Source organism: Tahibacter amnicola, assembly GCF_025398735.1.
In the GTDB taxonomy this organism is placed as follows: domain Bacteria; phylum Pseudomonadota; class Gammaproteobacteria; order Xanthomonadales; family Rhodanobacteraceae; genus Tahibacter; species Tahibacter amnicola.
Map to the genome: position 1 here is coordinate 2,302,281 of NZ_CP104694.1, position 24,809 is coordinate 2,327,089.

A 24,809-nucleotide genomic window follows, 5' to 3' on the forward strand; every position below is an offset into this window, starting at 1 on the left:
GGGCTCCGGGCAGTCTGGCCATCCTACATGGCGTCCGCCCGGACCGACGTCAAGGATAGCGGGCCAGGGCCTGCACGCCGGCCAGGGCGATGGCCGAGCCGGAGAAGGGCACGACCGTGGAATAGCCCGCGGGCACCGGCGAGACCGGCGTGGTCGCGGCGGTGCCGAACTGGGTGATGCCGTAGCCGAGTATGGGGCCCAGGTCGTACTGGCGGCCCTCGAAGGTGAAGGGGGCGCTGCTGACCAGTCGCGCCGAGAACGCGTTGAGCGATACCACAGGCTGGCTGCCGGCGCCGTTGTCGGCGCTCACGGTCGTGCCAACGACCATGCTGGTGCGACGGAAAGTCGCCACGCATTCGCCGCCGGCGAAGGACTGCGGATCGTCGAAATCGCCGCAGGGCTCGCGCTGCAGGAACAGGGAAAAATCGCCGACCGCATCGAGCGCGAGATTCAGCTCGCCGTTGACGATCGTCGAGGCCGCGAACGGCCGTGCCGCAAAGGTGAAATGCGCTGTCTTCTCGCTGGGCGCGCCATTGAACAGCGGGCAATCCAGGCCCGCCAGGTGAATGAAATAGCCGTAGTCGGCGAGCCTGTCGTCAGTGCCGCGATAAAAGCGGCCGGTGACGTACCAGGCCAGCTCGGCGGGACGCAGCTGCGACATGATGACCTCGGGCAAGACGTGGAACTGGGTAGAAGGCGCAGAATAGCCAATTATGCGCCAACTGGTGGCCGTGCACGGACGAATGGTTACGTCGTTCCGCCGGAGCGGCAGCAAGCCCCCCTTGCCGCAGAGGAGGATGCAAGAGGCGTGCGACGGGCTCGCGCCCGGGCGAAATGCACGGTGGGCCGCGGATCTGTCCAATCGGTCACAACCGGACGATGGTCGATGCCCGCGGGGCGGTGCGGGTGCCCTCCGGCCGTTGTGCTGCTGCCGATCACGTCGATAATGCGCGGTGCCCGTGCTGGCGGGATCTGGATGACCGATCGACGATGAGTTTGAGCACCGAACAATATGCCGCGGCGATGAACGACCTGGCCCGCGGCATCGCGGCCGGCCGCGCAGCGCCGGCCCTGCAGCAGCTGATCGTGCGTTTCGAGACCGCCCGCGCCGGTGTGCCGCACTGGGTGCAGTGCGCCGAGGACCTGCTGCGGATGGGGCACTTGCCGGTGGCGGGCGCGCTGCTGGAATCCGGACTCAACCGTTGGGCAACCGCAACGTCGCTGCGCTATCTCTACGGCGTGGTGCTGCGGCTGGCCGGCCAGGCACGCGAGGCGGAGGACATGTTCCGCGAAGTCATCGCGGCCGAACCCCTGCATGCCGACGCGCCGCTGGCGTTGGCGTTCCTGATGCGCGAGCAGGGGCGCCTGACGGCCGCGGCGGAGATCATCAACGACGTCTGGAAGCGCCTGCCGCGCACGCGGCTGGGCGATCTGCGCACGCTGCGTTTCCTGGAAGAGTGCCAGCGCCATGCGCAGGCAGAGGAGCTGGCCGAGCCCATCCTCGCCAGTCATCCGGAGGATGCGGACCTGTTGTCCATGACGGGCAGCATCGCGCTCGTGCTGGGGCGGTTCGGTTCGGCCCGGCGGCGCCTGCGCGCGGCCGTGGAGAAGGATCCGCGCCAGGCAGCCGCGTGGCTGCGCCTGGCGCATACGCATAAATTCAGCAAGTCAGATGACCCCGACCTCACGTTTCTGCGCGAGGCGGAATCACGCAAGGACCTCACCGACGATGCCCGTACCGCGGTCAACTTCGCGCTGGGCAAGGCGCTGGACGACCTGGGCGAACGCGCCGAAGCGGCGCAGAAATTCCGTGCCGCGAATGCGCTGACGCGCAGCCGCCTGTCCTGGGAGGAACACGGCTGGCAGCGTTTCGTGGAGGCGCAGATGCGCCAGCGGATCAGTGCCGCGGGCCTGTCGGACGACCGGGTGGTACCGGTTTTCGTCGTCGGTCTGCCGCGTTCGGGCACCACGCTGGTGGCGAGCCAGCTGGCGCGACATGCGGATACGGTCAACCGTAGCGAGCTCAACTGGATAGCCGCGCTGGCGGCGAACCTGGGAGCTGCACCGGCGGCCAATGCGCTGTCCGGTGCGGCCAATCTGTACCGCGCCCAGCTGCGCCAGGACGACGCGCCGGTGCGGTTCTACATCGACAAGAATCCGCTCAATTTCCGTCACCTGGGGCTGATCGCCGCGATGCTGCCCAACGCACGCATCATCCATTGCCGCCGGGACCTGCTCGACACGGCCTTGTCGATCTGGAGCCAGCATTTCGCGCACGAAGACATGAACTGGGCCTACCAGTTCTCGGACATCGCCAGCTATGCCCGCGGCTACCAGCGCCTGATGCAGCATTGGCGGCAAACGCTGCCGATTCCCATTTTTGAGCTCGACTACGAAACCCTCGTGGCGGACACGCCCGGGACCGTCTCGCGGCTGCGCCAGTTTCTCGGCGCCGAGGCCACGACGGCCGTGGCCGACGATGCGCCGCGCGCGGCGATTGCCACGGCGAGCGTATGGCAGGCCCGCCAGAATGTTTACGCCAGCTCGGTTGGCCGCTGGCGCGCGTATTCGCCGCACCTGCCGGAAATGACCGTCGCCTTTGGCTGACGTGCTGGATTGCTATCCACGACGTAGCGGGCGCCAGCACCAGTGCCAGGGTTCGTAGGCGATGCCGTGCGGATTGTCGCGCGGGAATGACAGGTGAAATCCGTAGCCCGGCGCATGCCGCTGCAGCCAGGCGAAGGCGGGCGAGTGCTCGAATTCCTCCTCCAGCACTGCAAAGCCCGGCGTGGTGAGATCCAGCGCGCGGCCGGTGTGGTGCTCGCTGTAGCCGGGCGCGGCGCTGACGGCCAGGATGTCGTCCATCGACTGGCCGCGGTCGAGTTTCCGCTGCAGCAGCCCGAACTGGTAGTCCACCGAGCGGAATGCGGAAACCACGTGCAGTTCAACCATCGCCACCGCGGCGGCCTGGCGCATCGCGAACCAGGCGCGCGCCGCGCGCGGAGCCAGCCACTGCGGACGGTCATAGAGGTCGTAGCCGATGAAACGCAGCACGCGCGCTTCGGCGACGACGCGCAAGCCGTGTCGATCGCCGTAGTCGGCTGGTACGCCCAGGGCCCCGGCCTGCCGCGACAGCTCGTCGCGGCGGTGGCGGTCGGCCAGGCGGGGCAGGGCAATGCCTTCCGGTGTATCGATAAAGCGTTCACGCATTTGCAAGGTCCGTCGTTCCCGCTGTGCCGGGGATTATTCCACCGGTGGCTCGGGTGGTGGGTCGGCCTTCAGGCGTCCCTGCCGGCGCAACGCGTCGCGCAGCACATATTCGATCTGCGCGTTGAGCGAGCGCAGTTCGTCATCCGCCCAGCGCTGCATGGCGTCCAGGACGATCGCGTTGATGCGCAGCGGGTAGGCTTTTTTCTCGCTCACAGGCTCAGTGGTGCAGGGTGCCGGCGTTGACCACCGGCTGGATGGCGCGCTCGCCGCAGAGCACGACGAGCAGGTTGGACACCATCGCTGCCTTGCGTTCCTCATCGAGCGTGACGACGCCGCGGCCGTGCAGCTGTTGCAGGGCCATCTCGACCATGCTTACAGCGCCCTCGACGATGCGCGTGCGGGCCGCGATGATGGCGCCGGCCTGCTGGCGCTGCAACATGGCCTGTGCAATTTCCTGCGCGTAGGCCAGGTGGGTGATACGTGCTTCGATCACGTCCACGCCCGCCCGGCCCAGCCGTTCCTGGATTTCATCCCGCAGGTGCTGGTTGACGACCTTGGGATGCGACAGCAGCGCCGGTTCGCCGGTGTCGTGCGAATCGTAGGGATAGCTTGTCGCCATCTGCCGCAGGGCGGCTTCGGACTGGATCTGCACGAAATCCTCGTAGTCGTCGACGCGGAACACCGCCTCGGCCGTATCGACCACCTGCCACACCACGACGGCGCCGATCTCGATCGGGTTGCCTTCGCTGTCGTTCACCTTGAGCTTGGACGACTCAAAGTTGCGCACGCGCAGGCTGACGTCGCGCTTGCTGTAGAAGGGGTTGGTCCAGCGCAGGCCCTCGTCGCGCACTGTTCCGGCGTAGCGCCCGAACAGCTGCATCACCTTGCCCTGGTTCGGCTGGACCTGGAAAAAGCCCTTGGTCAGGAGGGTGAGCATGACCGTGGTGAACATGGCGCCGATGATGAACGGGGGTGACTGCTGGCTTGCGCCGTAGATGAAGGCGGCCACGACGGCGACGTAGGCTGCAATGAATGCGAACAGGGTGGGGAGGCCGGATACGGACCAGGCTTGCTTCTCGTTCATCGTTGTTCTCCGCTGTTTGAGCAAACGATATCATTTAGATATCACATTGCCAACGCCAGCGGTCATGGCCGGTTGCTGCGGTTCTCCCGTGATGGGAACGCTATAGTTCATGGCCTGTCGACAGGGAGGGGGTCATGACGGACGTTCACGCGCAGCCTGTCTGGTCGGCCGACACGGCCGTGGCCCTGCCGGGGCTTCCTGGTCCGCTGCGATGCGATGCCTGCGTTATCGGGCTGGGCGGCAGTGGCCTTTCCGCGGTGCGGGCGTTGTGCGAGGCCGGCGTCGACACGATCGGCATCGACGCCGTCGGCGTTGCCTCGGGCGCGGCGGGTGGAAATGGCGGTTTCCTGCTCGCCGGCCAGGCCGAGTTCTACCACGACGCCGTCGCCCGCTTCGGCCGTCAGCGGGCTCTCGCCCTTTACCGTCTGACGGTGGAAGGATTGCGCCAGCTCTATGCGGCGGGTGTGCCCGGTGTTCGCCAGACCGGCTCCCTGCGCCTCGCCGCTGACGCGGCCGAACGGGCTGACTGCACGCGGCAGCTCGACGCCATGTACCGCGACGGCCTGGCCGCCCAGCTCTACGAGGGACCGGAAGGCGTCGGCGTGCTCGTTCCCGAAGACGGCGCGTTCGACCCGGCGGAGCGCTGGAACCATCTGGCTGCGCTCGTGCAGCGACGCGGCGCACGCCTCTACGGCCGCACGCCGGCCCTGTCAGTGGAAACCGGGCGGGTGGTGACACCCGCTGGCGTGATCGTGGCCGATCGCATCCTGATTGCGGTCGACGGGGGCCTGGAACACCTGCTGACGCGCCTGGCAGGTGAAGTCCGCTCCGTGCGATTGCAGATGCTGGCTACCGCACCGGCTGCGGACGTGGTGTTGCAGCGGCCCGTCTACTACCGGGATGGCCTGGACTACTGGCAACAGCTGCCGGACGGCCGCGTTGCACTCGGCGGCGCGCGTGACATCGGCGGCGACGCCGAATGGACTGAAACGACCGGCACGTCGGCGCCGGTCCAGGCGCACCTGGAACGCCTGCTGCGCACGAAAATCGGCACTCAGGCGACGATCACGCACCGCTGGTCGGCACGGGTTGCCTTTTCGCGCACCGGCCTGCCGCTGTTCGGACGTGTGCAGCCGGGAGTGTTTGTTACGGGCGCCTACTGCGGCACCGGCAACGTGCTCGGTGCGCTCTGTGGCGAAGCCCTGGTGCAACTGGCTCTGGGCCGACCTTCGGCCCTGGCTTCACTGCTGTGCCATTCGGACGGTTCACCGATGACGGCATGACGACGGGTAACCGTACCGCCCCAGCGGGACGCTACGACTGCAGTAGCGCGCATATCCGGGCGGGGTTCAACGTGCGTCGAACCGGATCAACGCGGCCGGCCAGTGTTCGCCGGTTACGAAAATCGTGCGCCCGTCCGCGCTGAAGGCAATTGCCTCGGCCTGCGGCGCCAGCGCGAAGGGCAGTTCCCGCGGCGCCTGGGCAAAGGCGGTGCCCCAATCCTGGCCCGGCTTGCGCTCGTACAGCCAGACCGCGTCATAGGTGAGCACGGCCGCGAGCGCGCCATCGCGCGACAGGGACATTCCGGTCGGCCGCCGCGGCTGGGTGCGTCGCTTCGGCATGGCGCCGTCACGTTCGGGCGGCAAGGCCAGCGGGCCCAGCAACCGAGCCTCTAGGACGCCGGATCCGGCGGGCGGATGCAGCGGCACGGCCCAGACCTGCGGTGGCTGGGTGCGCTTGGTGACCAGCAGCACCTGGCCGGATGCGGTATCGACCCCGATGGCCTCCACGTCATGGGGGGCATCGGGAAAACGGTAGGTGATCGTCCGTTCGATCGCAACGCGCCGGCGTGCGTTGTCGGCGCCGGAATCGGTTGCCAGGTCGGGTTCGCGGATCACGACCAGCTCGCTGGTGCGACGCACGCCGCCGTTGTCGCCGACATCGCCAAGCACCAGGTAGGGCACGCCCTTCTCCGTGAAGGCGGCGATGTCCTCCCAGTCGACGGGTTTAAGCCGGTCGACGACCGCCTCACCCACAATGCTGGCTGCTTCATTCACGGCATAAAGGCGGGCGCCATTGCCCGAGTCGTTGTGTACCCAGTAGCGGCCGTCGCTACGCGCGGATGCGGCCATGCCACTGAGTTCATCGAGCCGGCTGTCGGTAAACACGCCAGCCATCTTCGGCAGTGGATCGAACGGCTGTGCCGACGCCAGCAGCGGGATCATCGCCAGCACGCTCAACGCGGCGCACCGGCGTCCTCGGACACCAACACACACCATCAGGGCGCCTTGACGTTCTCGACAGACTTCAACGTGATATTCCCCAGCGTGCCGATACCCGCGTAGAAGCGCCAGGGATCGCCGTCGCCGACCCCCAGCGCGATGTGGCCACTGTCGAAACCATTGAGCGCCGCATCGTAGCTGCGCCATTGACCGTCCACCCAGGCCTGCACCCAGGCGTGCGGCACGAACACCCGTTCGGCATTGCCGAACTGGCCGGTGTAGGCGAGACCGTCCACCACGCGCGTGGGAATCTGCAGGGCGCGACCCATCGCTGCCAGCAGCAGCGCGTGCTCGGTGCAATCGCCCTCGCGGGTCTTGAGCGTTTCCAGGGCCGAGGCGTAGCCGACGCTGAGATTCTTGTCCTTGATGTAACTGCGCACGAAGCCTTCCATCAGGCTCATCTTTTCTGCATCGGTTTTGGCGTTTGCCGCCGCGTCTTTCGCCAGCTGCGCGATTTCCGGCGCATCCGACTGCAGCCAGGCATTGGCCAGCCGGTCAGCAGCAACGGGCGCCTCGCCATCGGCGACGGGGCGTGGCGCGACGCTCACCTGGATCGACTTGTCGGATTGCCGGATCGTCTGCTCGCTGGTCGGCGGCAGGGTGAACGGCTTGGCCGGATCCCGCGGCACCAGCGTGTAGCGCAGGCTGCCGTTGAGGTCATCGGTGCCCAGCGCGCGGGGCGCCTGCAGGATGGCGTACTTGAGCATGTCGGCCGGCTGGTTGGGTGCCTGGGCGCAGGCCTGGTCGCAGGCCAGCATCTCCAGCTTGAAACCGAGCAGCTGCATCGTCAGTTTGTGGACATTGTATTTCTCGTCGACCCAGGCGCCACTCTGCAGCGGCATGCCGGGCACGAGCACCTGCTGTTCCACGCGCACCAGATTGCGGCGGCCGCCGGGCAGGTCAACGACCTCGGTTTTCTTGATGTCCGTCGTGACGGGGAAGGCGTCGAGGCTGGATGGCTGGAACGCAACCAGGTCATAGCGTGTGCCGGGCTTCAGACCTTGCTTGATGGCGGCCAGGCGCAGGCCTTCCGACAGCAGCGCCCCCTTCGGCCAGGCCAGCGTCTTGCGCTGGGTGGCGCCGCCGACGCTGGTTTCGATCGACAGCGTTTCCCCGTCGAGAGTGCCGGTGAGGGTGGTCTCGGTTCCCGACAACTTGGAATGGGAGCGGAACGACAGCGGCTTGCCGTCGGCCGTTTCCTCGCTGACTTCGCTGGTGACCATGCCGATGCCGATGCCGCCGCGGTCAATACGGACATCCAGCGTCTGGGTGGTGACGACATGCCCGCCGCGTTCTTCGCGCCGGTTGAGCATGTGGCCGATCTTGCGTCCATCGAGCGTGACGCTCATCCAGGTCTCTTCGACCGGCGCCGCCGCGGCGTTCGTGCCGCAAAACAGTGCGGCGCACAGGAGGGACACAGGGAGCAGGGCATTGGCGAGGATGCGGCGCATGGGATTCCTTGCGGTGGCCGGCGCGCCCGGTACAGGCGCGCCGCGAGGTCCGCATTGTGCCAAACCGGGCCCGATAAGTTCCGTCATGGCGATGGCGGGGCGGGGCGCGCACAGCGCCGGTGCCCACCGCGGTGCGGCCGGTCGTTCCCTTACAATGGCCGGATTTGGGAGGCTCCATGAAACCTTTCGGTACGCCGCGGACGACCGGCGCGGTCCGCCTCATGCTCCTGGGCTCGGGAGAACTGGGCAAGGAAGTCGCCATCGAGGCGCAGCGCCTTGCCATCGAGGTGATCGCGGTCGACCGCTATGCCAATGCCCCGGCCATGCAGGTGGCGCACCGCAGCCACGTGATCAACATGCTCGACGGCGTCCAGCTGCGCGCGCTTATCGCGCAGGAAAAGCCCGATCTCGTGGTGCCGGAGATCGAGGCCATCCACACTCCGACGCTGGTCGAGCTGGAAAAGGAAGGCCTGCGCGTCATCCCTACTGCACGCGCCGCCTGGTTGACCATGGACCGCGAAGGCATCCGGCGGCTGGCCGCGGAAACCCTGGGACTGCCGACCTCGCCCTATCGGTTCTGCGACACCGTGGAGGAATTCCACGCGGCCGTGACCGCGCTGGGTACGCCATGCGTGGTCAAGCCGGTCATGAGTTCTTCCGGCAAGGGGCAGAGCGTGGTGAAATCCGCAGCCGACGCGCAGGCCGCCTGGGACTATGCCCAGAGCGGTGGCCGCGCCGGCCAGGGGCGGGTGATCGTCGAAGGCTTCATCGCATTCGACTACGAGATCACCCTGCTGACGGTGCGCCATCGGGACGGCACGTCTTTCTGTGATCCGATCGGTCACCTGCAGATCGACGGGGACTATCGCGAATCGTGGCAGCCGCAGCCGATGTCGAACGTCGCGCTGGAGCGCGCCCAGGTCATCGCGCGTTCCGTCACCGAGAACCTCGGCGGCTGGGGGGTGTTTGGCGTCGAACTGTTTGTGAAGGGCGATGAGGTGATCTTCTCCGAAGTCAGTCCGCGGCCGCACGATACGGGCCTGGTGACGTTGATCTCGCAGGATCTGCCGCAGTTCTCGCTGCATGCGCGGGCCATTCTCGGCCTGCCGATTCCGACGATCCGCCAATGGGGGCCGTCTGCTTCCTGCGCCGTGCTGACCGAGGGGGATGGCGACCAGCCGGTGTACCACGGCGTGGCGGATGCGCTGGCGGAGCCGGATACGCAGGTGCGTCTGTTCGGCAAGCCCGAAGTGCGCGGCAAGCGGCGCATGGCAGTGACCCTGGCGCGGGATGTCGATATCGCGTCCGCTCGTGCGAAGGCGCGTCGTGCGGCGGCGAAAATCCGCGTGGAGGTGTAAGGCCCGGCGCCCGCGCTGCTATCAGTGGCGTAGCGGGCGCCGGTCGTGCCCGCTACTGCATGGCGGCAGCGTCAATGCGATCGGTGCGCACCACGATGCGGCCGTATTGCTGGCTGGTCAGCTCCAGGCTGCCCTCGTCGCAGCGAACGACGACACCCTCCAGCGTCTGGCCGGCCAGGTAGAGGGTAACGCCGCGCTTGTTGGCACGGCTGGCTTCGAACAGTTCGTGGAATGGCCCTTTGCACTGCATCGCGGACTCCGTCTTGGCGGGGGGATCGGCGAAGGCCGGCGTGCCGGTGGCAGCCAACAGCAAGGATGTCATTACTGCGCGAATCGGTAGCGTGAACAGCATGGAAGCCTCCGTCAGGTTCGCCATGGAAACGCCAGGGTATTGCGATACCGAACAGTCCTCGTGCGGCTATTCCGGCCGATTGGGCGCATCGTGCTCGGCAAAGGGGCGCCATTGGCCGTGCCGCATCACTTCCATCGGCTGGAACAGTCGCTTGTAGTCCATCTTGGGATGCCGGTTGATCCAGTAACCCAGGTACAGGTGCGGCAAACGCGCCAGCCGTGCCCATTCGATCTGGGCCAGAATACCGAAGGTGCCCAGCCCCCGGCTCGACTCGGCGGGGTCGTAGAACGTGTAGACGGCCGATAGCCCCTCGGCGCAGATATCGGTCACGGCAACGCCGAGCAGATCGTTGTCGCGCCGGATCTCCAGGAATCGCGTCGGGCTCCAGTCGGTGTACAGGAAGCGCCCGAAATCGTCTGGCGAGGGATGATCCATGCCGCCATCGCGGTGACGCCCGGCCAGATAGCGTGAGTAGAGATCGAAATACTCGTCGGTGAAGCGCGCCGGTGCGATGCGCGTGCTCAGGTCCGCATTGCGCTTGAGGCAGCGCCGCTGGCTTCGGGTGGGCTGGAATTCGCCCACTGCCAGCCGGCACGGTACGCAGGCCTGGCAGCCGACGCAGTGCGGGTGATAGACATGGCCGCCAGCGCGACGGAAACCCCGCGCGAGCGCCAGGCCGTAGATCGCCGACAGGTTTGGCGCGCTGGGGTCAATGACCAGGTTCTGGGCTGTCCGGTCGACGTAGTAGCCGCAGTCATGCGGCAGCGTCTGGAACAGGCGGACGACGTCGGATTTCATGGCTGTACGCCAGCCTTCAACGGGACGTTGGTCCTGCCGCGGTGCCGGCGACCAGCGGGCTGGGGACGTCCGGTAGTGCGCGTATGCCGCATTCGGCAGGCCTCCCTCAATGGGTGACGACCGGAATGACCTGGGGCTTGGGTGGTTCGGCCTGCTTGCCGACGCTGCAGCTGCGCACGCCTAGAAGAATGGACGCAACGGCGACCAGGGCCAGTGCCCCGATCCGCATACGGCTGGCAACCGCCCGGTGGCGGGCCGGGCCGGTCAGCGGCACGTTTCGTTCGGCAGCAAGCTCTTCCGAGTAGCGCGTCGGCGGTTCGATGCCAGCCTCGCGCAGCAGCTCGCGGGCGCGCGTCTGGTCGTTGGAATTGACCACCCACACCTGCGGCCAGGTGGAATGGTCGGGACGCTGGCTGTAACTGAAGCGTTTCCAGTCGCTGCCCTTGTAGGAGCTGCGATTGGTGACGCTGGTTTCAATGCCGTGCTCGGTCAGCAGGGCGACGACCCGGTCGATGTTTTCGTGGCGCAGGGAGGTGTAGATCTGTCTCATGGGTCCAGTGTAGCCGCCCGGCGCGGGGTCTCGAAGTGCAACTGCAGGGAATAAGCGGGATAAGTGGTCCGATGCGCATGATCCGGCAAAGCGGCCCGAACCACGGGGCCGGATCAGCTGCCGGTCAGCCGGATCAAGCCTTCCTGTGCCGTGCTTGCGACCAGCTGGCCGTCCTGCGAATAGATCAGGCCGCGCGCCAGTCCGCGCGCGTTCTGCGCGGTCGGGCTATCGCAGGCGTACAGCAGCCACTGGTCGGCGCGGAACGGGCGGTGGAACCAGAGCGCGTGGTCCAGGCTGGCCATCTGCACATTGGGCTGGAAATACGAGATCCCGTGCGGAAACGTGGCCGTTCCCACCAGGTGGAAGTCGGACGCATAGGCCAGCATCGCGCGGTGCAGTTCGGGCGAATCCGGCGCCTTGTCCGCGAGCCTGAACCACACCTGCTGGTACGGCGGGCGCTTGGGTGGCTTCACTTCGTTGCGCGGGTACACCGGCCGGAACTCGAACGGCCCCTTCATGCCCAGCCAGCGTTGCAGTTTCACCGGGATTTTCGCCAGTTCCTCCGGCGCAATGGACGCGGGTGGCTCAAGATCTTCGGGCTTGGGTACTTCCGGCATCGACAGCTGGTGTTCGACCCCGCCTTCGTCGACCTGGAAGCTGACCGAACAGGTGAAGATCGGTTGGCCGTGCTGGATGGCGACCACGCGGCGGACCGAGAAACTGTTTCCGTCGCGGGTACGTTCGACCGAGTACACGATTGGCGCGTCGATGTCGCCGGCACGCAGGAAGTAAGCGTGCAGCGAATGGGCCTGGCGCGGCGCGTCCACGGTCTTCTGCGCGGCTGACAGTGCCTGGCCGAGTACCTGGCCGCCGAACACGTACTTGGTGCCTATATCCCGGCTCTGGCCGCGGAAGAGGTTGTCTTCCAGGCGTTCAAGCGCCAGAAGGTCGATCAGTTCGTGCACCACGGACGTCATGGGGTTTCTCGGGAGGGGGCGCGGATTGTAGGGGCGGGCGACGCCGGCAAGCGGCGCCGTTGCGGACTGTAACGATTCACTCGCCGCGAGGCGGCACGGGCGAGGTGGCCGGAAACGGTGCATCGGGCGCGACGGCACCGACGGACAGCACGAAGGCCATGGCCTGGTCCACGCTCCAGTCGGTCGCTGTCAGCTTGTCGACCGGCACGATTTCCAGGTAGCCGCCGGTCGGATTGGGGGTCGTCGGCACATACACGGACGCCATCTCGCGGCCGCTGGCATCGGCGAACACACGCGTGACGAAGCCGATCGTCTTGAGTTCCGGGGACGGAAAATCGATCAGCACCACACGCTGGGTTCCGTTGGGCTTGTTCTGCAGCATCGCCATCAGTTTCTTGGTGCCGCTGTAGACCGACTGCACCAGTGGAATGCGTTCCATCAGCGCATCAAGCCCGGCCAGGATGCGCTGGCCGAACACGCGGTTGGAGATCCAGCCGATGAGGTACAGCGCCAGCAGCGTCGCCGCGAATCCGATCGCCGAGATCAGCCACTGTTCCGCGAACAAGGCGGCTGCGCCCGGAAAAACCGTGGATAGGGCGTGGAAAGCCGCGCCAATCAGCGGCGCGCCGAACTGTGCCAGCAGCGAGGCGATGAAGCGGAAGACCAGGAAGGTGATCCACAACGGGACGACCGTGAGAAGCCCCGTGATCAGGTACCGCTGGATGTGAAGAGTGCGCATGTATTCCCTGGTGTGGAGCTGGGCGGATCAACGGGTAACGCCAGGTAGCCAGAAAGTGTGCCAGCAGGCGCGCGTGTCGGCATCAGCGGCCGGCCGTCGAGGCGCCGGCTGCACCGTCCAGTTCCCGCACGAGCCGGATGCCAACGGTGGTGTAGCCGATGTCCGGGTCGCTGGACCCGCGCCGCGTGCTGGTGGAATCGTTCGGGCCGTCGCGCCAGGACGTGCCGCGGAAGATCCGCTCGGGGCAGGCATCCGGTTTCATCAACCGGTCCAGCGCGCCGCCGGCGCCGCAGTCGAGAGTCCACTCGGCGACGTTGCCGACCAGGTCGTTGATACCCAGGGCAGTGGAACGGTAGCGGCCCACGCTTGCGGTGTGCGCGTTGCCGTCGTTGCACTTGTGCCGGTCGGCCAGGGTGAAGCGTCCCCCCATGGTGCTGTCGGCCACGTTCCCCAGTTCGCAGATGTTGCCCCGGCCGATACTGTGGGTGGCGTGCTGCCATTCGCTCTCGGTCGGCAGTCGGTAAGTTGCACCGGTTCGCTGGCTGAGCCAGCGCGCATAGGCGAATGCATCCTGCCAGCTGACGCACACGACCGGTTCGTTTTCCTGCTGGACGAAATCCGGATTGCGCCAGCTGAGCTTGCGGAAGCGCGAAAGGATCTTCATCGGCTCGCGGCAATTGGCCTCGGCGCGGCCGGTGGCCTTGGCGAATGCCGCGTATTCACCGCGTGTGACTTCGTTGCGGGTCATGGCGAAGGCGTGATCGAGGCTGCGTCCGTCAATGACAGCTGGCACCAGCACGAGCTCGGGCCCGCCGGCGTCGGCGCTGATGGTGGTCGTGTCGATGGGCGGGCTCGCCGGCGCGAGCGAGCGTTGCGCCTGGCGCCAGTGTTCGCCAAAGGCCGGATCGTCCTGCACGAACGTGTCGGCCACTGCTTGCAGCCGTTCCAGCGCGGCCGGATCCCTCGCCTGCAGGCCCGCCGCGACCTGTTGCTCGAAGGCGCTGCGGCGTGCGGCCAGGTACTGGGGCCAGTCGGGCGTGGAGCGCAGAACGGCGCGCTCGCTGAGCATGCGCGCCTGTTCGTGCAGTTGGCGCACGCTGTCACTGTCACCCTTTGCGATCGCCTCGTCGGCCTGCCGCCCGAGTGCCTGCAGTACGGCTACCAGCCCGGCCGTGGCCTCGGCGTTGGTGGCGTCGGCGGCCCGCACGGCGAAATAGCCTTCGGCCGCGTTGTCGCCGGCGGGGGTGACCAGCTTGCCCTGGTCGAGGTTGGATTTCGCCGTTGCCAGCAGGCCGGCAACGTCGGCTCCCGCGCGCGCCGGTTCCGGCGGTTCGGCCGGTTTGTCCGTCGGCTGGGGCGCGACGGCGGGTGCGCCGGTGGCAATCACCGTTCCGTTGGAAGGCGCCTCGGCGCCGGGCCAGAGCAACATTGCCAGGAGCAGCGATGTGCCCACGACCACGCTGGCGCCGACCCAGAAACTGGCGGGTATTGCCGAGAGCCGCTCGCGCCAGCCAATCGCCGTCGCAACGGGTTTGCGGCGGCCGTCGAGGTCACCTTCGATCTGCTCCAGGCAACGCAGGAAGGCGGCGGCGTCCTGGAAGCGGTCGTTGGGGTCCTTTGCCAGGGCCTTGTCGATCAGGGGCTGCCAGACGCGCCGCGTCGGCGGCAACCGCGGGACCGCCTGCTCGACGTGGGCCAGCGCCACCGACAGCGCGTCCGGCCCATGGAAAGGCAGGTCGCCGGTCAGGAGTTCATAGGCGATGACGCCGAGGCTGTACAGATCGGAACGTCCATCGATCACATGGCCGCGGGCCTGCTCGGGACTCATGTAGCCGGTCGAGCCGAGGGTCGCGCCCTCGCGGGTCATGCGGATGTCGCTGTAGCGGGCCAGCGCGATGCCGAAATCCGCCAGCAGCGGCCGGTCCAGTTTGTCGAACAGGACGTTCTCGGGCTTGACATCGCGGTGGACGATGCCCTGTTCATGTGCATACGCCAGGGCCTGTGCCAGCCCGCGCAGGATGCCCAGGATGACGCGTTGATCCTGGATATTGCGGCGGGTCGACAGGTCGCCGTTGGGCAGGTAGGGCAGGGTGTAGTACAGCTGGCCGGTAGAGGCGCGTCCGACATCGTAGATGCTGACGATATTGGGGTGATCCAGGCGCGCGATGGTGCGCGCCTCGTTCTCGAAGCGCTTGATCAGTTCATTGCTGGGCGTGCGCTCGGCGGCGAGGACCTTGATCGCAACCTGCCGGCCGAGCGATGTCTGCGTCGCCAGGTACACGGTGGCCATGCCGCCTTGTCCCAGCTGGCGTGCGATACGGTAGCCGGGAATGTCGAAGGGTATGCCCGGGGCGACGGCCATCGTCATCGATTCGAAACGGATCCTTCGCCTATTCTATCGGATGCGCATGCGAACGCTCATGCCAATCGGTATGGCAGCGACGAACTTCGCGGGCGTGATGCAGTTGGCTGGCGCGGGGCGGGTGGTCGTGGCAGATTAGCTGCCGATGACCTCTGTCCCGACCCCCGTTCCTGCAGCGCCCGTCGATTCCACGCGATCTTCACGCGCCGGCGCGGCCAAGCCCCTCGTCGTGGCGCTGATCGGGCTGCCCGGTTCCGGCAAGAGCGTCGTGGCGCGCGCGATCAGCGACCAGCTCGGATTGCGCCGGGTTGATCGCGATGCGATCCGTCATGCGATGTTCCCGCGGTGCAGTTATAGCTTCGTGGAAAAGCGCGCATCATTCCGCGCCTTGCTGCTGGCGGTGGAAATGAATTGCATGCTGGGCGAATCCAGCGTCATCGACGGTTGCACGTTCTCGCGCCGGGCCGATCTGGTGCGGGTGGATCGCGTGGTGCGCCCGCACGGCTTCCAGCCGGTCGCGCTGCACCTGGACTGCCCTTCCGAGGTGGCGCGCGAGCGGATTTCGCGCGACATCGCAGCCAACGTGCATCTTGCGCGGGACCGCACGCCGGATGTGGTTGGCGAGGTGCTGGCGCGCATGGAACCGCCGCCGCCGGGCACCCTGAGCATTGATGCCACCCTGCCCGCGGTGGAGGTATGCCGTCTTGCCGTGGCGTCGATCGCGGCACTGGCCGGTATCGACCTGGACCTGCGTCGCTGACGCACCGCCGCGGACGCCTGGTCCGCGGGCTTTCGCATGGCGCGCCTTTTGCTGTATATCCGTGCTGCGGCTACGTTGATAGCGGCGTTGGCATAGGGGCCAGCGGCGGCAGACGACCCGGATGAGGGCTACCTCATGAGCAACTGGACGGAGTTGCGCGACCACATCGCCGGACTCAAGCAAGGGCAGCGTTCCGGCAAGATCTATTTCTTCGGCAAGCAGGACGAGCGCCTGCGCAGCGGTTTCATCCGGGTGACGGGTGGAACGGGCTGTGCGGTGAGTTTCCTGGCCTCGCCCATGTCCGACGGTGATGCGTTGCAGCAGCTGCTGCAGTTGGAGCTGACCCGCGTCAAGGTGGCGCCTGACAGCGAAGCAGATATTGAAGCCCAGGGGCCCGCGACCCTGCCGATCGATGCGGTGCTCAAGGAGTTCGACCGGCATGGCCACGGCCCCGCCGTACAGCCCGCCGGGCTGGCGGCGGCCGACGCGCAGGCGCTGGCGGAGGAATCGCGGGCTTTGCTGGAGAAATTCTACGGTTCCGGGGCGGCCAGGAAGTTTGCCGAGATCGCCGCAGCGACTCCCCCGGAAAAGTCACCGACCGCCTTTCTCGACAAGTGCCGTGACTACGTGGCGCAGATGGTAGGCCCCGGCCAGGCGCAGAAATTGTTCGCGCCGCTGTACGCGAAGGTGTCGTAACCACGGTCAACGCATGTTGAACAGTCGGACAGGAGCAGGCAGCCATGACGACAGTGTCCAAAGCAGGGGCGGCGGTATGGGTGGTAGCGGCGGCACTGGTCGTCGTGTTCGCCGTAGTGGGAATCGACCCGAAGGTGCGTCTGTATTACTCCAACGTGATGCAGACGCTGCTGTCGCTGGCGGCAGCATTCTTGTGTTTTCGCACCGTGTTCGCCCTGCCCGAGGGCAGCCCCCTGCGCAAGGTATGGGGCCTGATCGGCGGCGGCGTGCTGGCCTGGGGCATCGGTGCCACGGTGTTCGCCAGCTATCCGCTGCTCAATGACGGTAAGGAAACACCGTTTCCGTCGCTGGCGGACGTGGGCTATCTGCTGACCAGTCCACTGATTGCAGCAGGATTGCTGGTGTTCACCCGATCTACCGGCCTGGTGGCGCCGCTGTGGGGCAAGGCGGTGGCCCTGGCCCTGTTCGGCATTTCCTTTGCCATTGCGATCTGGGCCAACTGGCCCGGCCTGACCAGCGGTGCGCCGCTCCTGGTGCTGACAGCGGGCTGCTACGCCCTGTTCGACCCGGTGCTGCTGGGGGTGACCGTGATGACGGCGTCGGCGTTTCGCGGCGGCGAAATCGCGCAGGCCTGGTGGTATCTCCTGGCTGGCATCCTCCTCTACTACGCCGGCAACCAGATCTACAACTACCTGTCTGTGACCAAGCAGTATGCGACGGGATCGCCGATCGACGTGGGCTGGCTCCTCGGCTTTGGCCTGATCGCGATCGCGGCAGTGAAGATCCGCAGCCTGATGACCTAGGAAGCCATCCGACAGCCCCCTTGAACCCAAGGGGGCTGTCGAGCGGGACCGGATCAGCCTTCGATGGCGTCCGCCGGCACGCGGTCGCGTTTGCGACGGATGTACAGCTGCTTGCGGACCTGTGCGATGCGTTCGCCGGCGGCGGTGGTCACATCGACGTCGAACCAGCGCAGGTATTTGTCGCCGCTGGCGGTGGCCTCGCGGATCTCGTCCAGCACGGCCTGGTCGACGGTGAACTCGGCGAAAACGTCCTCGCGTCCAGGCGCGAGGAAATCAATGACGCCGGATTTGTCCCACACGATGTAGTCGCGTCCGAGGGCGTGCATCACGAGGATCATCCAGAACGGATCGGTCATCGCGAACAGGCTGCCGCCGAAATGGGTGCGGACGTAATTGCGGTTGTACCAGGCCAGCTTGAGGCGGACGCTGGCGTGGCGCCAGTCCGCCGAAAGCGCCTTGACGCGAATGCCGGCGAACAGGAAGGGTGGCCAGAGGTTGAGGATCCGGCGGAGAACAGACGCTTTCATACGAGCCCGGGCGTAGTGGAGGGGAGGAGGCCTGCCGGGGCGGGTCGCGCCGCCGGCAGGACATCGCGGGCTCGATTAAAGCAAGAGAAATTAGAGCAAAATGATGAAGTTATGACGCACCGCGTCAGAACAGCACGGACGCCATCTTGCGCCGGTAGGTGCCGACGAGGTCCGCGTCGTCGAGCACGTTGAACGCAGCGATCAGGCGCTTCTTCGCCAAGCCGTCGTTCCAGCTGCGATCGGTCCGGAGAATGTGGAGGAAGTTGTCGAGACCTGCCGTCGTGTCGCCGCTGACCACCTGGTACACCGCAAGCAGGTCGCGCGCCGCGTGATCGTTGGCGTCCTGGTCCAGGCGCTGGCGCAGTTCCGGCAGGGCCGGCGCGCCGTCCAGCGCGCGGGCGAAATCGAGCTGGCCGCGCAGCCGGACGGCGCGGGCATCGCCAGTGAGCTTGGGCGGCAGCGAATCCAGTTCGGCTTCCGCGGCTGAGGCGTTGCCCAGTTGCATGAAGGCCTGGGCGAGTTCCAGCTTCAGCTCGGGCTGGTCCGGATGGGCGGCAATTTCCTGTTGCAGGCGTGTGACAGTCTGCGTGGGAGATTCATCCAGCGTCAGCTCTTCCTCGACCGTCATGTCGACGCCCGGAACGATCTCGTGCCGGGCAAGGAATTCCCGGATAGCCTGCTCCGGAAGGGCGCCCATGAACCCGTCGATCATCTGACCGCCCTTGAGCAGCACGACCGTGGGCAGGGAACGGATGCCGAACACGGCAGCCAGCTGCATCTCGGCCTCGGTATCGACCTTCGCCAACCGGAAAGCACCGGCGTATTCGTCGGCCAGCTTTTCCAGCACCGGCTTGAGCTGGCGGCAGGGGGCGCACCAGGCGGCCCAGAAATCCACGAGGACGGGCTGCTCGAAGGACGCCTGGATGACGGCGGCCTCGAAATTGTGCTGGGTGGCGTCGAACGCGTGGGTGGACTCGGCCATGGCGGTACTCCTTGTGGATCGGCGCGAACGGGATGCGTCAGGTTAAGCGATCGGGCGGCGCATTCCCATGGCCGGGGCGGTCTCCGGCGGTGCCGCACGGCATGCCCGGCGCCGAGGCTTGGCGGACCTTGCTGCGCTGCGGTAGTCTGCCGTGACTATTCCCCCTTATTTTGTGCCGCGGTCCGAGCCGCCGGCCTGACCGCACAACTCCATGCACGATACCTATGAGCCCCAGGCGGTAGAAACCGCCGCGCAGAAATTCTGGAACGATACCCGCGCCTTCCAGGTCACCGAGCAGCCCGGCAAGGCCAAGTTCTACTGCCTGTCGATGCTTCCGTACCCTTCGGGCGCGCTGCACATGGGCCATGTGCGCAACTACACCATCGGCGACGTGATCAGCCGCTACCAGCGCATGCAGGGCAAGAACGTGCTGCAGCCGATGGGGTTTGACGCCTTCGGTCTTCCGGCCGAGAACGCGGCGATCAAGAACAAGACCGCGCCGGCGAAGTGGACCTACGCCAACATCGAGCACATGAAAGCCCAGCTCAACCGCATGGGCTTTGCCTACGACTGGTCGCGTGAGGTGGTCACCTGCCGCCCCGAGTACTACCGCTGGGAACAGCAGATGTTCACGCGGCTGTTCAGGAAGGGCCTGGTCTACCGCAAGATGAGCGTGGTCAACTGGGATCCGGTCGACCAGACGGTCCTGGCCAACGAGCAGGTGATCGACGGCCGCGGCTGGCGTTCCGGTGCGATTGTGGAAAAGCGAGAAATTCCACAATGGTTCCTGAAGATCACCGCCTATGCCGAAGAGCTGCTGACCGAGCTGGATAACCTGCCGGGCTGGCCCGACGCGGTCAAGACCATGCAGCGGAACTGGATTGGCCGGTCGGAAGGCCTGGAATTCGCCTTCGCCGTGAAGGGCCAGTCCGAAGGGTTGCGCGTGTTCACCACGCGCCCGGACACGCTCATGGGCGTGACCTTCGTTTCCGTGGCGGCCGAGCACCCGCTGGCGCTGGAAGCGGCCCAGTCCCGTCCGGAAGTGGCGGCCTTCATCGAGGAGTGCCGCCACGGCGGTACGGCTGAAGCCGATATCGAGACGGCGGAAAAGAAAGGCGTCTTCACCGGCGTCTACGCCATTCATCCGATCACCGGCGATGAAGTGCCGGTGTGGGTCGCCAACTTCGTCCTGATGGGCTACGGCACCGGCGCGGTGATGGCGGTGCCCGGCCACGACCAGCGCGACTGGGAATTCGCGCGCAAGTACGACCTGCCGATCAAGATGGTCATCGTCAACGACGACGTCCACGACGCCATCCTCGAACTCCGGCGCGATGTTGCCGCCGGCGGCGATGCGATGACCACCGCCCTGGGCGGCGGCTCGGTGCGGGATGTCTACGAGCCGTCCGCCGCCGTGCAGCTGATCGAGGAATTCCAGCAGCGCCTGTTGAACGAAGGCGCCTGGACCGAGCGCGGGTTCCTGGTCAATTCCGGGGAATTCGACGGCATGGGCTACGACCAGGCGTTCAATGCCCTGGCCGCCCGCTTCGAGGGCGAGGGGCGCGGCAACCGCCGCGTGAACTACCGTCTGCGCGACTGGGGGGTCAGCCGGCAGCGCTACTGGGGTTGCCCGATTCCGATGATCCACTGCGCCACGTGCGACGTGGTGCCGGTACCGGATGACCAGCTGCCCGTGGTGCTGCCCGAAGATGTCGCCTTCAGCGGCGTGCAGTCGCCGATCAAGGCGGATCCGGAATGGCGCCGCTGCGTGTGCCCGCAGTGCGGCGGCCCGGCCGAGCGCGAAACGGACACCTTCGATACCTTCATGGAATCGAGCTGGTACTACGCTCGCTACACCAGCCCGGGTGCGCAGGACCAGGTTGACGAGCGCGCCAACTACTGGCTGCCGGTCGACCACTACATCGGCGGTATCGAGCACGCCATCCTGCACCTGCTCTATTTCCGCTTCTATCACAAGCTCATGCGTGACGCGGGCCTGGTCAGCAGCAACGAGCCGGCAACCAACCTGCTGTGCCAGGGCATGGTCGTGGCCGAGACGTTCTGCCGCCGGGAAGCGGATGGCACGACCTCCTGGTTCAACCCCGCCGACGTCACCATTCAGCGCGACGAACACATGAAGGTCATCGGTGCGCTCGCCGCCGACGGCCTGCCGGTGGAGATCGGGCCGATCGAGAAGATGGCCAAGTCCAAGAACAATGGCGTCGATCCGCAGGCCATGGTCGATGCCTACGGCGCCGATACGGTGCGCCTGTTCTCCATGTTTGCCGCACCGCCGGACATGTCGCTGGAATGGCACGAGGCCGGCGTCGAGGGCATGGCGCGCTTCCTGCGCCGCGTGTGGAGCCAGGTGCACCGGCATGTCGGCGCGGCGCCCGTGGCCCAGTCGCAGGCGGGTGCCGAGGCCCTGCGCCGCGGCGAGCTGGTGCTCGACGCCGAGCAGAAGGCCGTGCGCCGGAAGGTGCACGAGACGATTGCCAAGGTGTCCGACGACATCGGTCGCCGGCACGCCTTCAACACGGCCATCGCGGCCATCATGGAACTGCTCAACGCGCTGTCGAAGTTCGACGGCGACAGCGATGTCGCGCGCGCCATCCGGCAGGAAGCCTGGGAAGCGGTCACGCTGATGCTCAACCCGATCACGCCGCATTTCAGCCACACCCTGCGCCAGGCGCTCGGCCATGCCGAAAGCCTGATTGAAGCCGAACGCTGGCCCGTCGCCGACCCGGCGGCTTTGCAGCGCGATGCGGTGACCCTGGCCGTGCAGGTCAACGGCAAACTGCGCGGCCAGATCGAGGTGGCGGTGGCGGCCGACAAGGCCGAATGCGAGCGCCTTGCGCTGGCCGACCCGACGGTCGCCAGGTTCCTCGACGGGCAGACCGTGAAGAAAGTCATCGTGGTACCGGGCAAGATCGTCAATATCGTGGCGGGCTGAAATGACTGCATTGTTGCGTTGTATTCTTGTGTGCTTCGCGCTGGCCCTGGCCGCGTGCGGGTTCCACCTGCGTGAACAGGCCAACGTGCCCGATGCGCTGCGTACCGTGTACCTGGAGATCGCCGATCCGGGCAGCCGCCTCCATCGCGACCTTCCCGGCGCGCTCGAGCGCGCGGGTGCAAAGGTGCTCGAAGCGCCCGCGCCGGAAGCGGCGACGCTGCGCATTCCGGTCAGCAGCCTGGGACCGGAGCCGCTTTCGGTCGGCTCCACGGCGCGGGTGCGCGAGTACACGATGCGTTACCGCGTGGAATTTGACGCCGTCGACGCCGCCGGTGCCGTGGTCATCCAGCGCCAGCAGATCGAACTGAGCCGCGATTACACATTCGATGAAACGCAGGCTCTGGGCGTGGCGGCGCAGGAAGAGGAATTGCGCCGCCAGCTCGAACGCGACATGGTGCAGGCGATCCTGCGCCGCATCGAAGCGGCCGGCCGGCACTGAGCCGGACACTCCAGGCCTTGGTGAATCCGCCATGCCGCTGAGCCTTGAACAGCTGCGCCGGCACCTGGGCGGCAGCGAACTCAAGCCGGTCTATTTCCTGGCCGGCGAAGAGCACCTGCTGCTGATCGAGGCCGCTGATGCCCTGCGCGCACGTGCGCGCGAACTCGGGTATCTCGAACGCGACATCCTGGATGCGGAGAGCGGCTTCGACTGGGACGACCTGGCGCGCGCTGCCAGTGGCATGTCGCTGTTCGCCAGCCGCAAGGTGATCGACCTGCGCGTACCGACCGGCAAGCCCGGCAAGGACGGCGCGGCCGCGATCACCGAGTACTGCGAACGACCGCCGCCGGACACCGTGCTGCTGATCACCGCCACCCAGTGGAGCAAGCAACACGCAGCAGCGTGGGTCGACGTGGTGGATGCGGCGGGTGCGTTCGTGCCGATCTGGCCACTCAAGACCAACGAACTGTACGACTGGATCTCGCAACGCCTGGCCAGCCGGGGCGTGCGTGCCCAGCGCGATGCGATCGAAGTGCTGGTCGAGCGCGTCGAAGGCAATCTGCTGGCCGCGGCGCAGGAAATCGACAAGCTGGCGCTCCTGGCCGGCGACACGCTGCTGGATGCCGATACGCTCGAAAACCTGGTGGCGGACAGTGCACGCTACGACGCGTTCAAACTGACGGACGCAGCGCTGGCGGGTGATGCGGCGCGCGCCCTGCGCATTCTTGGCGGCCTGCGGGGCGAAGGTGAACAAGTGCCGGCACTGATGGGCTGGGTGCTCAACCAGCTGCAATTGATGGTGCGCCTGGCCAGTGCGGCGAATCCGGCCCAGGGATTCCGCGCGGAGCGGATCTGGCCGGCGCGCGAAGGGTTGTACCGCAAGGCCTTGCAGCGCGGCAGTCTGGTCCACTGGGAAACCTGTCTGGCGCAGGCGGCGAAGATCGACCGCATCAGCAAGGGGCGTGGCGCCGGCGATGCCTGGGTGGAGTTTGAGCGCCTGCTGGCGGCAATGGCGCTGCCGCGGTCCACGGCGTTGATTCGAAACATCGCGATATGAGCGACGCGTCCGCGGCTCCCATCGCACTGATGGGTGGCACCTTCGACCCGGTCCACAACGGTCACCTGCGTGCCGCGTGGGAAGCCTCCGCATGGCTGGGCGCGCGTGTCCGCCTGATGCCGGCAAACGTACCGCCGCACCGGCCGCAGCCCCAGGCCCCGGCCGCCGCACGCGCAGCGATGCTGCGGCTGGCCCTGCATGGGCAGGAACGGCTCGTCGTGGACGATCGCGAACTGCGACGCGACAGCCCTTCCTTCACGGTCGATACGCTGCGCGAGCTGCGCGCGGAAGTGGGGGCACGGCACCCGCTGGTGCTCCTGGTCGGCGAGGATGCGTTCGCGGGCCTTGCCAGCTGGCGCGAATGGCGTGAACTGTTCGCGCTGACCCATTTCGGCGTCATGACCCGGCCCGGCCATGAGCCGGCCTGGCCGGGCGAACTCCAGGCCGAGGTCGCAGGGCGGGAGTGCGCACTGGACGGCGACTGGCGGAGCGCCCCGGCGGGGTTCGTCCTGCGCCTGGACGTGACGGCGCTGGAGATTTCTGCCACTGCCATCCGGCAGCAGCTGGCCGTGGGCGAGGAGCCGCGCTACCTGGTTCCCGAGGCGGTACTGGCGGCCATCCGCGCCGAGGGCTGGTACACCCGCCGCGCCTGAGCCCGCCGGTGCGGGCGGACCGGCATCTCCAGTGGCGGTATACTGCGCCCGTCCGGCCCCGGCCGGGCATTCGCCAAAACCAGAGGTATTACACGCTTGGCCACCACCAAAAAGCCGACTTCCAAGACCCCATCCGCTTCCCCGAAGAAGTCCGCGACGCCTCGCACGACGGCGAAAAAACCCGTCGCAAAATCCGCGAGCCCCAAGCTGCCGCCGTCGCAGCGCAAGCCCGCGGCCGCGAAGAAGACCGTCGCAAAGCGCCCCGCCGCCAGGAAAGACATCGCTGCCCTGCAGCCGTCGGTGGCCGCGGCGCTGAAGAAGACCCGCAAGGCGGGCAAGAAGCCGGCGGTGCCGCTGGACATTGTCGAACACCTGCACGCGGAAGTGATCCGCGCGCTGGAAGAGCTCAAGGCCAAGGACATCACCGCACTGGATGTACGCGGCAAGACCACCATCGCCGATTTCATCATCATCGCCAGCGGTACCTCGACGCGGCATGTGAAGTCGGTGTCCGATGAGGTCATCAAGTACGCCAAGAAGATCGGCGTCATGCCGCTGGGCGTGGAAGGCCAGCGTGAAGCCGAATGGGTACTGGTCGATCTGGGTGACATCGTGGTGCACGTGATGCTGCCGCGGGTGCGCGAGTTCTACGGGCTGGAGCGCCTGTGGACGGCCGGTGCCGATGAGTTTTCGGAAGCCGCCAGCGCCTGACCGGC

At 66.8% G+C, this 24,809-nt stretch carries 25 protein-coding genes; 11 read left to right on the plus strand and 14 right to left on the minus strand.

Annotated features, from left to right (window positions below):
• Window positions 1–49: 49 nt before the first annotated feature.
• Window positions 50–661, minus strand: a complete 612-nt coding sequence (locus N4264_RS09790; protein ID WP_261696849.1) for a hypothetical protein — start codon at window positions 659–661, stop codon at window positions 50–52.
• 329 nt (window positions 662–990) lie between these two features.
• Here N4264_RS09790 and N4264_RS09795 point away from each other — a divergent pair, with 329 nt between their 5' ends.
• Window positions 991–2,607 carry a tetratricopeptide repeat-containing sulfotransferase family protein gene (locus N4264_RS09795; RefSeq protein WP_261696850.1) on the plus strand — a complete coding sequence of 539 codons (1,617 nt, stop codon included), beginning with the start codon at window positions 991–993 and terminating at the stop codon, window positions 2,605–2,607.
• A gap of 12 nt (window positions 2,608–2,619) precedes the next feature.
• Here N4264_RS09795 and N4264_RS09800 read toward each other — a convergent pair whose 3' ends face one another.
• Genes N4264_RS09800 through N4264_RS09810 form a run of 3 tightly spaced genes read right to left on the minus strand, consistent with a single transcriptional unit; the run spans window position 2,620 to window position 4,294 of the window.
• Window positions 2,620–3,210 carry a M15 family metallopeptidase gene (locus N4264_RS09800; protein WP_261696851.1) on the minus strand — a complete coding sequence of 197 codons (591 nt, stop codon included), beginning with the start codon at window positions 3,208–3,210 and terminating at the stop codon, window positions 2,620–2,622.
• A 33-nt stretch (window positions 3,211–3,243) separates the two neighbouring features.
• Entirely contained in the window at window positions 3,244–3,423 is a 180-nt protein-coding gene (locus N4264_RS09805) for a type II toxin-antitoxin system antitoxin (RefSeq protein ID WP_261696852.1), read from the minus strand.
• A 4-nt stretch (window positions 3,424–3,427) separates the two neighbouring features.
• Entirely contained in the window at window positions 3,428–4,294 is an 867-nt protein-coding gene (locus N4264_RS09810) for an SPFH domain-containing protein (protein WP_261696853.1), read from the minus strand.
• A 134-nt stretch (window positions 4,295–4,428) separates the two neighbouring features.
• Here N4264_RS09810 and N4264_RS09815 point away from each other — a divergent pair, with 134 nt between their 5' ends.
• On the plus strand, window positions 4,429–5,577 hold the full coding sequence (locus N4264_RS09815; protein WP_261696854.1) for an NAD(P)/FAD-dependent oxidoreductase: 1,149 nt from the start codon (window positions 4,429–4,431) through the stop codon (window positions 5,575–5,577).
• Between the two features lie 66 nt (window positions 5,578–5,643).
• Here the strand turns inward: N4264_RS09815 and N4264_RS09820 are convergent, their stop codons facing one another.
• Both N4264_RS09820 and N4264_RS09825 read right to left on the minus strand, forming a co-directional pair.
• Window positions 5,644–6,519 (minus strand): YjiK family protein, encoded by an 876-nt coding sequence (locus tag N4264_RS09820; protein WP_261696855.1) that lies wholly within the window; start codon window positions 6,517–6,519, stop codon window positions 5,644–5,646.
• A gap of 53 nt (window positions 6,520–6,572) precedes the next feature.
• Complete coding sequence (locus tag N4264_RS09825) at window positions 6,573–8,027, minus strand: transglutaminase-like domain-containing protein (RefSeq protein ID WP_261696856.1); 1,455 nt, start codon at window positions 8,025–8,027, stop codon at window positions 6,573–6,575.
• 176 nt (window positions 8,028–8,203) lie between these two features.
• Between N4264_RS09825 and purT the strand changes: the two genes are divergently transcribed.
• Window positions 8,204–9,385: a formate-dependent phosphoribosylglycinamide formyltransferase gene (purT, locus tag N4264_RS09830; RefSeq protein ID WP_261696857.1), complete on the plus strand. Its 1,182-nt coding sequence runs from the start codon at window positions 8,204–8,206 to the stop codon at window positions 9,383–9,385.
• A gap of 52 nt (window positions 9,386–9,437) precedes the next feature.
• Here purT and N4264_RS09835 read toward each other — a convergent pair whose 3' ends face one another.
• From N4264_RS09835 to N4264_RS09860, 6 genes are all read right to left on the minus strand, one after another.
• On the minus strand, window positions 9,438–9,737 hold the full coding sequence (locus N4264_RS09835; protein ID WP_261696858.1) for a hypothetical protein: 300 nt from the start codon (window positions 9,735–9,737) through the stop codon (window positions 9,438–9,440).
• 66 nt (window positions 9,738–9,803) lie between these two features.
• Entirely contained in the window at window positions 9,804–10,535 is a 732-nt protein-coding gene (locus N4264_RS09840; protein ID WP_261696859.1) for an arginyltransferase, read from the minus strand.
• A gap of 106 nt (window positions 10,536–10,641) precedes the next feature.
• Window positions 10,642–11,085 (minus strand): putative signal transducing protein, encoded by a 444-nt coding sequence (locus N4264_RS09845; protein ID WP_261696860.1) that lies wholly within the window; start codon window positions 11,083–11,085, stop codon window positions 10,642–10,644.
• A gap of 113 nt (window positions 11,086–11,198) precedes the next feature.
• Window positions 11,199–12,062: an acyl-CoA thioesterase II gene (gene tesB, locus N4264_RS09850; RefSeq protein ID WP_261696861.1), complete on the minus strand. Its 864-nt coding sequence runs from the start codon at window positions 12,060–12,062 to the stop codon at window positions 11,199–11,201.
• 76 nt (window positions 12,063–12,138) lie between these two features.
• Window positions 12,139–12,801, minus strand: coding sequence for a DUF502 domain-containing protein (locus N4264_RS09855; RefSeq protein ID WP_261696862.1), 663 nt, complete (start codon window positions 12,799–12,801; stop codon window positions 12,139–12,141).
• A gap of 82 nt (window positions 12,802–12,883) precedes the next feature.
• The gene (locus N4264_RS09860) at window positions 12,884–15,163 is read right to left on the minus strand and encodes a bifunctional serine/threonine-protein kinase/formylglycine-generating enzyme family protein (protein ID WP_261696863.1); all 2,280 of its coding nucleotides are present in this window, start codon (window positions 15,161–15,163) and stop codon (window positions 12,884–12,886) included.
• Window positions 15,164–15,308: 145 nt separating this feature from the next.
• On the opposite strand from N4264_RS09860, the gene N4264_RS09865 reads away from it, so the two are divergent.
• The 3 genes from N4264_RS09865 to N4264_RS09875 all read left to right on the plus strand — a co-directional run bounded on the left by N4264_RS09865 (window position 15,309) and on the right by N4264_RS09875 (window position 17,422).
• Window positions 15,309–15,923: a P-loop nucleotide/nucleoside kinase family protein gene (locus N4264_RS09865; RefSeq protein ID WP_261696864.1), complete on the plus strand. Its 615-nt coding sequence runs from the start codon at window positions 15,309–15,311 to the stop codon at window positions 15,921–15,923.
• Window positions 15,924–16,058: 135 nt separating this feature from the next.
• Window positions 16,059–16,619, plus strand: coding sequence for a hypothetical protein (locus tag N4264_RS09870; RefSeq protein ID WP_261696865.1), 561 nt, complete (start codon window positions 16,059–16,061; stop codon window positions 16,617–16,619).
• 44 nt (window positions 16,620–16,663) lie between these two features.
• The gene (locus N4264_RS09875; protein ID WP_261696866.1) at window positions 16,664–17,422 is read left to right on the plus strand and encodes a hypothetical protein; all 759 of its coding nucleotides are present in this window, start codon (window positions 16,664–16,666) and stop codon (window positions 17,420–17,422) included.
• A gap of 53 nt (window positions 17,423–17,475) precedes the next feature.
• On the opposite strand, the gene N4264_RS09880 is transcribed toward N4264_RS09875, so the two are convergent.
• A complete protein-coding gene (locus tag N4264_RS09880) occupies window positions 17,476–17,949 on the minus strand; it encodes a DUF4442 domain-containing protein (protein ID WP_261696867.1) in 474 nt (157 codons plus the stop codon).
• Window positions 17,950–18,073: 124 nt separating this feature from the next.
• Complete coding sequence (trxA, locus tag N4264_RS09885; RefSeq protein WP_261696868.1) at window positions 18,074–18,931, minus strand: thioredoxin; 858 nt, start codon at window positions 18,929–18,931, stop codon at window positions 18,074–18,076.
• A 211-nt stretch (window positions 18,932–19,142) separates the two neighbouring features.
• Between trxA and leuS the strand changes: the two genes are divergently transcribed.
• From leuS to rsfS, 5 genes are all read left to right on the plus strand, one after another.
• Window positions 19,143–21,884 carry a leucine--tRNA ligase gene (gene leuS, locus N4264_RS09890; RefSeq protein ID WP_261696869.1) on the plus strand — a complete coding sequence of 914 codons (2,742 nt, stop codon included), beginning with the start codon at window positions 19,143–19,145 and terminating at the stop codon, window positions 21,882–21,884.
• A gap of 1 nt (window position 21,885) precedes the next feature.
• Window positions 21,886–22,383, plus strand: a complete 498-nt coding sequence (locus tag N4264_RS09895; RefSeq protein WP_261696870.1) for an LPS-assembly lipoprotein LptE — start codon at window positions 21,886–21,888, stop codon at window positions 22,381–22,383.
• Between the two features lie 31 nt (window positions 22,384–22,414).
• Complete coding sequence (gene holA / locus N4264_RS09900; protein WP_261696871.1) at window positions 22,415–23,440, plus strand: DNA polymerase III subunit delta; 1,026 nt, start codon at window positions 22,415–22,417, stop codon at window positions 23,438–23,440.
• On the plus strand, window positions 23,437–24,093 hold the full coding sequence (gene nadD / locus N4264_RS09905) for a nicotinate-nucleotide adenylyltransferase (RefSeq protein WP_261696872.1): 657 nt from the start codon (window positions 23,437–23,439) through the stop codon (window positions 24,091–24,093). Before holA ends, nadD begins: the two co-directional genes overlap by 4 nt.
• Before the next feature lie 312 nt (window positions 24,094–24,405).
• Complete coding sequence (gene rsfS, locus N4264_RS09910; RefSeq protein WP_425508342.1) at window positions 24,406–24,804, plus strand: ribosome silencing factor; 399 nt, start codon at window positions 24,406–24,408, stop codon at window positions 24,802–24,804.
• Window positions 24,805–24,809 lie beyond the last annotated feature (5 nt).